At 70.2% G+C, this 12,560-nt stretch carries 10 protein-coding genes; all 10 read left to right on the forward strand.

The window, feature by feature from the left end:
* Positions 1-138 precede the first annotated feature (138 nt).
* The 10 genes from GGR71_RS20620 (at position 139) to GGR71_RS20665 (ending at position 12,295) form a co-directional block, all read left to right on the forward strand.
* Entirely contained in the window at positions 139-489 is a 351-nt protein-coding gene (locus GGR71_RS20620) for a cupin domain-containing protein (RefSeq protein ID WP_160963411.1), read from the forward strand.
* A 33-nt stretch (positions 490-522) separates the two neighbouring features.
* A complete protein-coding gene (locus tag GGR71_RS20625) occupies positions 523-1,506 on the forward strand; it encodes an alpha/beta fold hydrolase (protein WP_160963413.1) in 984 nt (327 codons plus the stop codon).
* A complete protein-coding gene (locus GGR71_RS20630) occupies positions 1,503-2,222 on the forward strand; it encodes a hypothetical protein (RefSeq protein ID WP_017910020.1) in 720 nt (239 codons plus the stop codon). Before GGR71_RS20625 ends, GGR71_RS20630 begins: the two co-directional genes overlap by 4 nt.
* A gap of 5 nt (positions 2,223-2,227) precedes the next feature.
* Complete coding sequence (locus GGR71_RS20635; protein ID WP_160963415.1) at positions 2,228-2,866, forward strand: HAD family hydrolase; 639 nt, start codon at positions 2,228-2,230, stop codon at positions 2,864-2,866.
* A gap of 416 nt (positions 2,867-3,282) precedes the next feature.
* Positions 3,283-5,295: a methanol/ethanol family PQQ-dependent dehydrogenase gene (locus GGR71_RS20640; protein WP_048491046.1), complete on the forward strand. Its 2,013-nt coding sequence runs from the start codon at positions 3,283-3,285 to the stop codon at positions 5,293-5,295.
* Between the two features lie 38 nt (positions 5,296-5,333).
* Positions 5,334-7,040 carry a quinoprotein dehydrogenase-associated putative ABC transporter substrate-binding protein gene (locus tag GGR71_RS20645; RefSeq protein WP_202405177.1) on the forward strand — a complete coding sequence of 569 codons (1,707 nt, stop codon included), beginning with the start codon at positions 5,334-5,336 and terminating at the stop codon, positions 7,038-7,040.
* A gap of 77 nt (positions 7,041-7,117) precedes the next feature.
* The gene (locus tag GGR71_RS20650; RefSeq protein ID WP_160963419.1) at positions 7,118-7,705 is read left to right on the forward strand and encodes a c-type cytochrome; all 588 of its coding nucleotides are present in this window, start codon (positions 7,118-7,120) and stop codon (positions 7,703-7,705) included.
* Positions 7,702-8,721, forward strand: a complete 1,020-nt coding sequence (locus GGR71_RS20655) for a beta-propeller fold lactonase family protein (RefSeq protein WP_160963421.1) — start codon at positions 7,702-7,704, stop codon at positions 8,719-8,721. Before GGR71_RS20650 ends, GGR71_RS20655 begins: the two co-directional genes overlap by 4 nt.
* 54 nt (positions 8,722-8,775) lie before the next feature.
* Positions 8,776-9,885: an S-(hydroxymethyl)glutathione dehydrogenase/class III alcohol dehydrogenase gene (locus GGR71_RS20660; protein ID WP_160963423.1), complete on the forward strand. Its 1,110-nt coding sequence runs from the start codon at positions 8,776-8,778 to the stop codon at positions 9,883-9,885.
* A 16-nt stretch (positions 9,886-9,901) separates the two neighbouring features.
* Positions 9,902-12,295 carry a TonB-dependent receptor gene (locus GGR71_RS20665; protein ID WP_160963425.1) on the forward strand — a complete coding sequence of 798 codons (2,394 nt, stop codon included), beginning with the start codon at positions 9,902-9,904 and terminating at the stop codon, positions 12,293-12,295.
* The last annotated feature ends 265 nt before the right edge of the window (positions 12,296-12,560 follow it).

The raw sequence follows: 12,560 nt of genomic DNA on the forward strand, positions 1-12,560 counted from the left end.
GATGGTCCTCGGCCCATGCGTGCATGATCCCGTTCGCCACCGCCGCTCCAGTCTTCGCTGCAAGCGCCATCGCCATGGCAGGACACTGCCGATTCCGATGCGAGCGGACTCACCTGCGCCCGTCGAGGCGGTGCTGAGATGACCGACGCGCACGCCCTCTCCGGTTCCTTGCTGGCCGCGCTGCCCGATGCGCGTGGTAGCGAAATCTTCACCGAGCTGCTGCGGCGCTCCGGTTGCCGCGTGGAGCGCATCGTCTCGCACGGGCAGACCACGCCGCAGGACACGCCCTACCAGCAGGCACACGACGAATGGGTCCTGCTGTTGCGCGGCAGCGCGCGGGTGGCGCTGTGCGAGCGCGAGGTCGCGCTGGCACCGGGCGATCATCTGTTCATTCCGGCCGATACCCCGCATTGGGTGACCTTCACTGATCCCGCGCAGCCGACCGTATGGCTGGCGATCCATCTCGGCGAAGCCGACGTGGTGGTGTGAGTGCATGACCCGTCTCCGCCTTTCGGTGTCGCCGTGCTGGTGTTGACGATGGCCTGGCTGTTGCTGGCCGGCGTGCTGCTGATGGTGGCGGCGCTGATCGGCGTGGTGCTGGTGCTGCGCGATCCGTTCCTGCTGGTCCGGCTGGAGAGCCTGCGCCAGCGCCGCGGCAGCGGGCTGCAGCGGCGCCAGGCGCAGGTCGCCGGACACACCTGGACCTACCTGGTGCGCGCCGCGGCCGATCCCGCCGCGCCGACGCTGTTGCTGGTGCACGGCTTCACCGGCAGCAAGGAGAACTGGCTGCCGCTGGCGCGCGCGCTGGGCACGCGCTACCACCTGGTGATCCCGGATCTGCCCGGCTGGGCCGAGAGTCAACGCATCGCCGGGCAGGACTACGGCTTCGTCGCGCAGGCCGAGCGCGTGGCCGCGTTCGCGCTGCAGTGCGCGCGCCGTGCGGGCAGCGCATGCGTGCTGCTCGGGCACTCGATGGGCGGCGGCATCGCCGCGCTGGCCGCGGCGCGCCATCCGGCGGTGTTCGACCGGGTCGGCCTGTTCAATGCCGCTGGCGTGCGCTTCGCCGACAACGCCTTCGGCCAGGCGGTGCTGGACGGGCACAACCCGTTCGCGGTGCACGATGCCGCATCGTTGCAGCGCTACATCGACACCGTGTTCCTGCTCGAGCGCGCCAAGCCGCGCATCCCGCGCTGGGCGGTGCCGGCGGTGGTGGCCTGGCGCCGCCGCGAGGCCGCGTTCGAACAGCAGGTGCTGGCGCGCATCGGCCGTGGCGAGGAGGCGTTCCTGCCGTTCGAGGAGGCCGCGCGCATCCGCCAGCCAGCGCTGCTGCTGAACTGTGTGCAGGACGCGGTGATCGACGCCAGCGCGCTGGCGCTGTACGCGCAGCGCCTGCCGCAGGCGATCCAGGTGCTGCTGGACGGCAGCGGCCACATGTCCATCGTCGAGAAGCCCGCCGAGGTCGCGCAGGCCATCGACACCCTGATCCAACGAGGAACCCCACGATGAAACGCATCCTGCTCGGCGCGCTGTGCGCCGTCGCCCTGGCCGCTTGCGGTGATCACGAGGCCGAGCGCAAGGCGCAGGCCGCGGCCGAAGCGCAGGCCAAGGCGCAGGCGGCCGACGACCTGGCCAAGCAGTACGACGCCGCGGTGAAATCCGGCAACTGGGACCTGGCGCGGATCCACGGCGCGGCGCTGCTGCAGCAGTATCCCGGGTCGGACGCGGCCGAGCGCATCCAGCCCGGCTACGCCGAGGTCAAGGCCAAGGGCGAGGCGGCGCGCGAGCTGCGGCGCATGCAGGCGGCCTGGCAGTATTCGCAGGTGCCGGCCGGCAAGGGCGTGCAGCGCTCGGCGATGCTCTACAGCCGCGACAAGGTCGATGTGGACGGCAGCGGGCCCAAGCCGGTGCAACTGGTGTTCCGCGACCATCCGGAATGGAAGCGCAGCGCCTACCTGGTGCTGCAGTCCGGCGATTTCCGCTGCGCCGGCGGCTGCAAGGTGGAACTGAAGGCCGACGACGCGCCGCCGCACGCGGCCGCGGCCTGGCGGCCCAAGACCGACGAGGCCATCGCCATGTTCATCAGCGACGACAAGGCGCTGTGGAAGCTGGCACGCAAGACCACGGTGCTGCAGATCACCTTCCCGGTGAAGGCCGGCGGCACCCGCACCGCGGTGTTCGAGACCGGTGGCCTGGACGGCGCGCAGATGCCGGGCTGGGATTGAGCGCGATGCAGGCCGTCACGCCGCCGCCGGCCGAGGCGCTGTGCCAGGTGCGCCACTGGGTGTTCGACATGGACGGCACCCTGACCCGCGCCGTGCACGATTTCGCGCTGATCCGCCGCGAACTGCAGATCCCGCCGCAGGCCGACATCCTGCAGCACCTGGCGGCGCTGCCGGACGCGCAGCGCGCCAGCAAGCACGCCTGGCTGCTGGAGCACGAGCGCGTGCTTGCCCAGGAGGCTACCCCAGCCAACGGTGCGCCGGCGCTGCTGCGCACCCTGCATGCGGCCGATTGCCGGCTGGCGGTGCTGACCCGCAACGCGCGCGAGCTGGCGCAGTTGACCCTGGAGGAGATCGAGGTCGACGACCTGTTCGAGGAGGTGACCATCCTCGGCCGCGACGAGGCCCCGCCCAAGCCGCATCCCGGCGGCCTGCTGCAGCTGGCCGAGCACTGGGGCGTGGCGCCGCAGGCGCTGGCGATGGTCGGCGACCACGCTTACGACCTGCAATGCGGGCGCCATGCCGGCGCCACCACCGTGCTGCTGCATCCGGACAATCCCTGGCCGGCACTGGCCGACCTGCATTTCGCCGATTGCGCCGCGCTGCTGGCGTGGTGGCAGGACCACGTCGGGCCGCAGCCGCACTGACGGCTGCACCGCGGCGGCTGACGGCCGCCGCGCACTCACATACATCTCCCGTGCCGCGTCTCGGCGCACGCATGCCGAATGCGCGCTCCCGTCGCGCGTTTCGCGGTGTGCCTTCGCGTGTGCCCGTGCCGCATCCGTGCCGATGGCGCAGGGTGTGCCACGCGTACGTATGCCCAAAGTGCGCCAATCGCGATGCAACGGCATGGCACAAAGTGTCACGTTCCCGGGACGCCTTCGGCCGGGATGCCATGAGGCGCTGGGACGGCACCCGACGTTGTGATCCGTGCGTCAAGGGATGGTGCATCGCAGCGGTGCGATGGCATGGACGTTGCTCGTAGACACCCACGCTTCAGGTTCCGTGGCACACGCCGGCCCAGGTGCAGCTGTCGCGGCTCTTCAACGAGGGGAGTAGAACGATGCACAGTCATTCACGTCGTACCCAGGCTTGTACGTTGCTCGCGCTGGCCACTGCGTTGGCGCTGGCGGGTTGCAAGAAGCACGAAGAGGCCGCGGCACCGGCCGCGCCGGCCGCCGCACAGCAACCGCCGGCCGCCGCGCCGGCCGCGGTTGCCGATACCGACAGCGAGTTCGCCACCAACGCCGCCAATCCCGACAACTGGGGCGGCATCGGTCGCGATTTCGGCCTGAACCGGCACAGCCCGCTGGCGGAGATCAACCGCGACAACGTCAAGAACCTGAAGATGTCGTGGGAGATGAAAACCGATGCCACCCGCGGCCACGAAGGCCAGCCGCTGGTGATCGGCAGCACCATGTACATGGTCAGCGCCTACCCGAACAACGTGTTCGCGATCGACCTGTCGCAGGAAGACAACGGCAAGGTGCTGTGGAAGTACACCCCGCAGCAGGACGAGCGTGCGGTGGCGGTGGCCTGCTGCGACACGGTCAACCGTGGCGCGTCCTACGCCGACGGCAAGCTGGTGTTCGGCAGCCTCAGCGGCGATGTGATCGCGCTCGATGCCAAGACCGGCAAGGAAGTGTGGAAGCAGAAGCTCGCCTATCCCGAGAAGGGCGAGACCATCACCATGGCCCCGATCATCGCCGACGGCAAGGTGGTGGCCGGCATCAGCGGCAACGAGTTCGGCGTGCGCGGCCGTGTCGCCGCGTATGCGCTGGCCGACGGCAAGCAGGCCTGGTCCTGCGAAGCCACCGGCACCGACAAGGACATCTGCCTCGGCCCGGACTTCAACAAGGCCAATCCGCAGCACGGCCAGCTCGGCGACCTCGGCGAGAAGACCTATCCCGACGAAGGCTGGAAGCGCGGCGGCGGTGCGGCCTGGGGCTGGTACAGCTACGACCCGAAACTCAAGCTGGTCTACTACGGCACCGGCAATCCCGGCCTGTGGAGCCCGTCGTACCGCTGCGGCAAGACCACGCAGAAGGAATGCGATACCGGCGAGTACGACAACAAGTGGTCGATGACCCTGTTCGCCCGCAAGATCGACACCGGCGAGGCGGTGTGGGGCTACCAGAAGACGCCGTTCGACCAGTGGGACTACGACGGCATCAACGAGCCGATCCTGGTGGACCTGACCATCGACGGCAAGCAGGTCCCGTCGGTGGTGCAGTTCGACCGCAACGGCTTCGCCTACGTGCTCGACCGCCGCGACGGCACCCTGCTGCGCGCCAACAAGTTCGTGCCGGCCAACTGGGCCGAGCGCATCGACATGAAGACCGGGCGCCCGGTCAAGGTCGCGGCGCATTCGCCGCTGGAGCGCGGCCGCAAGGTCGAGGCGTTCCCGTCGGCGATGGGTGGCAAGGACCAGCAGCCGTGCTCGGTGGATCCGGCCAACTCGGCGGTGTTCTTCTGTGGCACCAACAACTGGCACATGGAGCTGGATCCGCAGGAGCGCGGCAACACCATGATGGGCCTGCCGTACGTGTTCGCCAACGTGCTGATGAAGCCGAACGAGCCGGGCGCGCTGGGCATCGTCAAGGCGTTCGACGTGGTCGAAGGCAAGTCCAAGTGGGAGATCAAGGAAAAGTTCCCGGTGTGGAGCGGCACCCTGGTCACCGATGGCGGGCTGGTGTTCTACGGCACGCTGGATGGCTGGTTCCGCGCCGTGGACAAGGACACCGGCAAGAAACTGTGGGAGACCAAGTTGCCGTCCGGCATCATCGGCAACCCGATCGCCTACAAGGCCAACGGCCACCAGTATGTGGCGGTGTTCTCGGGCATCGGCGGCTGGATCGGCCTGCCGGTCGCCGCTGGCCTGGATCCGGGCGACCCGTACGGCGCGCTGGGTGCCGCCGGCCTGGCCTTCAGCAACGGCTTCGACAAGATCCCGTTGGGCGGCATGGTGCACACCTTCCGCATCGACGGCGCCGGCAAGACCGTCACGCCCACCGCGACCGCCACCGCGGCTGCCGGCGGCGGCAGCGCGGCGGTCGCCGCCAAGACGGTGCGATGAGCCGGCGGCGCCGCGTCCAGGGTGCGAGCGGGGGCCGCATGGCGCCCGTCTCGTGGCGCCTGCCTGCGGGCGCGCGCGCCGTGTTGCTGTTGTGCAGCCTCGGACTCGTCGCCGCAGGCTGCACGCGCGAGCCGTCGTCCGCGACGGCTCGCGCTCCTGCTGCCCCGCCCGCTGCCGCTGCCGCGGCACCTGCCGCACCCGCCACAACGCTGCCGGCCGATGCGCCGGTGCTGCGGGTCTGCGCCGATCCCGGCAACATGCCGTTGTCCAACCGCGCAGGCGAGGGCTTCCAGAACAAGATCGCCCAGGTGGTGGCCGCGGAGATGGGCCGGCGCCTGGAATACGAATGGCGCAGCTACTACCAGCGCGGCCTGGCGCGCAGCACGATCAACGCCGGGCGTTGCGACGTGCTGATGGACATGAACAGCGACTTCGAGATGGGCCTGCCCACGCGCCCGCTGTATCGCTCCACCTATGTGCTGGTCACCCGCAAGGGTCTGGACCTGCGGCCGGCGTCGCTGGACGACCCGGCGCTGAAGAAACTCAAGGTCGGCGTGTTCCAGAGTTCGCCGGCGCGGCAGGCGCTGTTCGACCATGGCGTGCAGGGCGAGGTGCAATACCTGTTCTACGACTCGGCCAGCGCACCGCAGGAGCATCCCGGCAAGCTCGCCGAGCAGGTCGCCGCCGGCAAGCTCGATGCCGCCGAATCCTGGGGGCCGGTGGCCGGCTACTACGCCGCGCGCGGCGGCCTCGGCGTGGTCCCGCTGAACGTCATCGACAACGAGGTGCTGGAGTATTCGATGGCGTGGGCGGTGTCGCGCAAGAACGCCGCGTTGCGCGATGCGCTGAACGCGGCGATGCAGCACAGCGCCGGCAAGATCGACGCGATCCTGCGCGACTACCACGTGCCGCTGGTGGCCTGCGCCGATTGCATCGTCGCCGGCGACCTGCGCTCGCATGGCCCGTATGCGCTGCCCGCCGACCAGGACGACACGCCGAGCGCGCAGGCCTCCTCGGACATGCTGGCGCAACTGCAGTTGCGCATCGCCGGCGGTGCCGATCCCAATGAGGAACTGGCGCATGCGCTGGACGCCGGCGATGGCGTGCGCGTGGCCTGGCTGCTGCGCCATGGCGCCAGCGCCGACACGCCCAACCAGCTCGGCGAGCCGCCGCTGCAGCAGGCGATCCGCAACCAGGCACCGCTGCTGGTCGGCGAACTGCTGGCGGCCGGCGCCAAGGTCGAACGCCGCGACAGCAATGGCTGGACGCCGTTGATGAAGGCGGCCTGGTCCAACGACGGCAAGAGCGTCGCGCAACTGTTGGCGCATCGCGCCAAGGTCGAGGCGGTGTCCACCGACGGCTGGACACCGCTGGACCTGGCGATCTCCTACGCCGATGCCGACGTGGTGCAGGCGCTGCTCGACGCCGGCGCCAGCGTGCGCCACGCCAACCCGGCCGGCTTCACCCCGGTGATGTTCGCGGTGGCGCGCAACGAGCCGAAGATCCTGGACCTGCTGCTCAAGCGCGGCGCCGACGCCGACCGCGCGAACCGCGCCGGTGTCACTCCGCTGATGCTGGCCGCCGCGGCCGGGCGCGAGGACAGTGCACGGCGCCTGCTCGCTGCCGGCGCCAGTGCCGACGCGCGCGACGCCGACGGCAAGACGCCCGCGGCGCTGGCCCAGCAACGCGGCAATGCCGAACTCGCCCACCTGTTGACGGAGGCCCAGCACCGACGCGCGCAATGACCGCTTCCTGTCGTCCCGCACATGCCGCTTGCGCGGCCTGCTCTTCCCATCGTGCACTCCGCAAAGGTGTTGTCCCCATGCGTCCTGCTTCCGTCCGTCGTCGCGCCGTCTCCGTGCTGCTGCCCGTGTCCCTGTTTGCCTCGCTCCTGCTGCTGGCCGCTTGCGGCAAGCAGGAGACGTCCCCAGCGCCGGCGGCCACGCCAGCGCCGGCCACGCCAGCGCCGGCCACCCCCGCCGCGGCGTCCGCGCCTGCACCGGCCGCTGCGCCGGCGGCCACGCCCGCCGCTGCCGCACCGGCCCCCACTGCGGCGGTGACGCCGATTCCGAAGGGACCACCGGTCAAGGTCACCCCGGAACTGGTCGCCGAAGGCAAGGCGATCTTCAATTCCGCCGGCTGCACCGCCTGCCACGGCGGCACCGGTGGCGGCGGCATGTGCCCGCCGCTGACCAACGACATCTGGGTATACGGTAGCGACGACGACACCTTGCGCACGCTGATCACCGAAGGCACCGCCGGCATGACGGCGCACGGCAAGACCCGGATCGGCCACGAGAAGGTGGTCGGGCAGATGCCGCCGTTCGGTCCGGTGCTCAAACCGGGCGATACCGAGAAGCTGCTGGCCTTCATCCATTCCATCAACAAGACGGCAGGCGCTGCGCAATGAGGAACGCGTGGCGTCTGTCCATCGTGGTCGCGCTGTCGCTGTTCGCCGCGGCCTGCCAGCGCGCGCCCGCGCCCGCCGCGGGCGACGCCGCCGCGGCCGCCGTGCCGACACCTGCGGCCGCCGCCACGGCGCTGGCCTACGTGCCGAACCAGCGCAGCGGCACCATCTCGGTGATCGACATCGGCAGCGACCGCGTGGTGCGCACGCTGTCGGCGCAGGGCCAGCTCGGCAAGCGCCTGCAACAGGTGGTGCCGGGACCGGCCGGGCATCTGTACGTCATCGACGCGCAGGGCCATCGCCTGCTGGAGCTGGATACCGTGCAGGACCGCGTGCTGCGCAGCGTCGACATCGGCGAGAACGCCGAAGGCGTCGCCGTGGCACCGGACGGCCGGCAGCTTGCGGTGTGCGTGGAAGGGCAGAACCAGGTGATGCTGATCGACCCGGCCAGCTTCGCGATCGGCGCGCACATCGCCACCCGCGGGCAGGCGCCGGAACATTGCGTCTACACCCCGGATGGCGCGCTGTTGCTGACCAGCAACGAGGGCTCCAACGACCTGGACGTGATCGACGTGAAGGCGGGCACGTCCACCGGTGTCATCGCCACCAGCGGACATCCGCGCGGCATGGCGTTCGCGCCCGACGGCAAGACGGCGTACGTGGCGCAGGAGGCGGCCAACGTGGTCGACGTGATCGATCTGGCGGCGCGCAAGCGCGTGGCCAGCATCCCGGCCGGACAGCGCACCGCCGGCATCGCCATCGCCCGCGACGGCAGCCGCGTGTACGCATCCAACGGCGCCGGCACGGTCAGCGTGATCGACCCGGCCGCGCGCCGCACCCTGGCCGAGATTCCGGTCGGGCAACGGCCGTGGAACCCGGCGCTGAGCGCGGACGGCAAGAAGCTGTACGTGGCCAATGGCCGTTCCAACAGCGTCAGCGTGATCGACACGGCGGCCATGAAGGAGATCAAGCAGATCGCGGTGGGTGAGATGCCATGGGGTGTGGTCGTGGCGCAATGAGGTGAGGCGAGCGGCGCCAGCGGGTGCCGCGACGGGGAGGCGGGGAGAGCCGGAATGAAGACGCGAGCCGCGGTCGCCTGGGCGGCGAACCAGCCGCTGGCCATCGAGGAGGTGGATCTGCAGCCGCCCAAGGCCGGCGAAGTGCTGGTGCGCATGGTCGCCAGCGGCATCTGCCACAGCGACGAGATCGCCCTGTCCGGCATCGACGCCGAGGCGGCGTTTCCGGTGATCCTGGGCCAGGAGGGCGCCGGCGTGGTCGAGGAGGTCGGTGTCGGCGTGACCAGCGTGCGCCCGGGCGATCACGTGATCCCGCTGTACATGCCCGAGTGCGGCGTGTGCAAGTACTGCCGTTCCAACCGCACCAACCTGTGCCAGGCGATCCGCAGCAGCCAGGAGCGCGGGCTGATGCCCGACGGCAGCAGCCGCTTCTCGCTGCACGGACGCCCGTTGCTGCACTACATGGGCACCAGCACCTTCGCCGAGTACACCGTGTTGCCGGAGATCGCGGTGGCCAGGATCCACCCGTCCGCGCCGCTGGACAAAGCCTGCCTGCTCGGCTGCACGGTCACCACCGGCATCGGCGCGGTGCTCAACACCGCGCGGGTGCGTCCGGGCGAGAGCGTGGCGGTGTTCGGGCTGGGCGGCATCGGCCTGTCGGTGGTGCAGGGCGCGGTGATGGCGCGCGCCGAACGCATCATCGTGGTCGACATCAACCGCGACAAGTTCCCGCTGGCGCGCGCGCTGGGCGCCACCGATTGCCTGGACCCGAAGGATTTCGGCGCGCCGGTGCAGCAGGTCATCGTCGACCTCACCGACGGCGGCGCCGACCACAGCTTCGCCTGCGTCGGCGACGTGCGGGCGATGCGCGCGGCGCTGGAGTGCTGCCACAAGGGCTGGGGCGAAAGCATCATCCTCGGCGTGGCACCGAGCGCGCAGGAGATCAGCACGCGGCCGCTGCAACTGGTCACCGGTCGCGCCTGGCGCGGCAGCGCGTTCGGCGGGGTCAAGGGCCGCAGCGAGCTGCCGGCCTATGCCGAGCGCTACCTGGCCGGGGAGATCCGCATCGACGAACTGATCAGCGAAACCCTGCCGCTGGACCACATCAATCGCGGCTTCGAGGCGATGCGTGCGGGCCGCGGCATCAAATCGATCGTCCTTTACTGACACGCAAGGAGTTGGCATGACCCGCATCCACGGACGCATCCCGTCGGCAAATCTGCTGGCGCTGGCCGTCGCCACCGCCATCGGCCTGCTCGCCGCACCGGCGCGCGCGCAGACCACGGTCAACGCCGACGACGCGCAGATCACCGCGCTGGACCGGGTCGAGGTGACCGCCACGCCGATTCCCGGCACGCTGATCGATGCCGACCTGCTGCCATACACGGTGCAGACCGCCAACGCCGACGACATCGCGCGCAGCCAGGCCGGCAACCTCACCGACTTCCTGCTGCGCGAAATGAATGGCGTGGACACCAACGAGGTGCAGGGCAGTCCGTTCCAGACCGACCTGACCTTCCGCGGTTTCCGCGCCTCGGCGCTGCCCGGCGCTTCGCAGGGCGTGTCGGTGTACCTGGACGGTGTGCGCATGAACGAGCCGTTCGCCGACATCGTCAGCTGGGACATGATGCCGGAGGCGGCGATCCGCAGCGTCGCGCTGATGCCGGGTTCCAACCCGCTGTTCGGTCCCAACACGCTGGGCGGTGCGCTGGCCTTCACCACCCAGTCCGGCCTGACCGCGCCGGGCCTGCGCGCCGACCTGTCGGTGGGCAGCGGCGCGCGCAAGCGCCTGGATGCGTCCTACGGCTACGCTGGTGCCGACGGCCTGCACGCCTTCGTCGCGGTCACCGGCTTCGACGAGAACGGCTGGCGCGATGCCTCCGCCGGCCGCCTGGGCACCGTGTTCGGCAAGGTTGGGCGGCAGGGCGAGCGCACCGACTGGGACGTGTCGCTGCTGCACGGGCGCAGCCGCCTGGTCGGCAATGGCCTGCTGCCGAGCCATCGTTACACCGACGAGGGCATCGAACCCGGGTTGTACGAAGCCGACCGCGCCGCGGTCTACACCTCGCCCGACCTGACCCGCAACCGCAACACGTTGCTGACCGGGCAGTTCGATCACCGCTTCGACGAACGTACCGCGCTGCACCTGTTGGCCTACTACCGGGAGGGCCACCGCGACACCGTCAACGGCGACATCAACGGCGACTACGAGGCATTCGTCGACGACTGCGCCGACGGCTACACCGCCGACGGCACGCCGCGGGATGCCGGCTGCACGGTCTCGCGCGCCGACGCCGACGCCCTGCACAGCGGCGTGCTCAACACCACGCAGATGCGCCAGCACGCCGAGGGCGTGGCGCTGAACTTCAGCCACCAGGCCGGCGCGCACGCGCTGAGCATCGGCGCCACCTACGACCGCAACCGCGTGCGCTACCGCCAGTACGAACAGGAGGCGTTCGTGCAGGACGACCGCTCGGTGGTCGCCGATCCGAACGAAGACCGCGCATTCTTCTCCGGCGTCGACGGTCGCAGCAGCACCCTGGGCCTGTTCGCTGCCGATACCTGGGAACTGGGCGAGGCCACCCACGTCAACGCCGCGCTGCGCTGGAACCGTGTCGCCGTCGCCAACACTTTGTCCACTGGCGACGACGGCGTGCTGCCGCGCGAGCGCTTCGTGTTCGCCAAGGCCAATCCCTCGCTGGGCATCACCCAGCGCCTGGGCAGCGGCTTCACCGCGTTCGCCTCGGCCTCGCAGAACAGCCGCGCGCCGACCGCGATCGAACTCGGCTGTGCCGACCCGGAGCAACCGTGCCGGCTGCCGACCGGGTTGCAGGCCGACCCGCGCCTGGAGCAGATCGTCTCGCGCACCTACGAGGTCGGGCTGCGCTGGAATCCGTCGCCGGCGCAGACGCTGAACGCCTCGCTGTACCGCGCCGACAACCGCGACGACATCCTGTTCCTGCGCGCCCCCAATTCCCAGCAGGGCTATTTCGACAACGTCGGCCGCACCCGCTACCAGGGCGCCGACCTCAGCTACCGCGGCAGCCATGGCGCGCTGCGCTGGTTCGCCGGCTACAGCTACCTGGACGCCACCTACCGCAGCGCCGGCGAATTGCTCTCGGGTGAGCGCACGGTGACATTGCGTTCGGGCACGCGCATCGCCGGCCTGCCGCGCAGCACGCTGAAGCTGGGCATGGACTGGCAGGCACTGGCGCAATTGTCGCTGGGCGCGGACCTGCGCACGGTGTCGCGGCGCGTGGCCAGCGGCAACGAGGACGGCCTGGTCGAGGATCCCGAGGAAGGCGAGGCACCGGCGCGCCACGACCTGTCCACCGGCGGCTATGCCTTGCTCGACCTGCACGGCACTTGGGAACTGGCCGAGGGTCTGTCGTTGTACCTGCGGATCAACAACGTGTTCGACCGTCGCTACGAGACTTATGCAGCGATCGCCGAGGGCCTGTTTCCGGGCGGCACCCTGGCGCGCCCGCAGGACGCCGCGGTCGAGGATGGCCCCTCGCGTTTCGTCGCGCCTGGCGCCCCGCGGCAGTATCAGGTCGGCTTGCGCTGGCGCTTCTAGCGTGCGGTTTGCGGTGTGTGTGGTGGCACCGATCGGCGCATGCCATCCTCCGTTTCCACACGGCTGGACGCCAGTCGGCGCCGACGACTGTCGCGGCTGAAGCCGCTCCTACCTAGGTTCGCGCCTGGTCACCGGCGCAGCGTTTGCTGTAAAAGCGGCTTCAGCCGCGACATCGAAGTCGGAAAATCTCTGGCTCCGATAGCGGTCCAGATCGAAGTCCTTCCCTCGAATTGTGCGGTCTCATCGAGACACTGGCTGTTGTGGG

It is taken from the genome of Xanthomonas sp. F1, assembly GCF_014199855.1.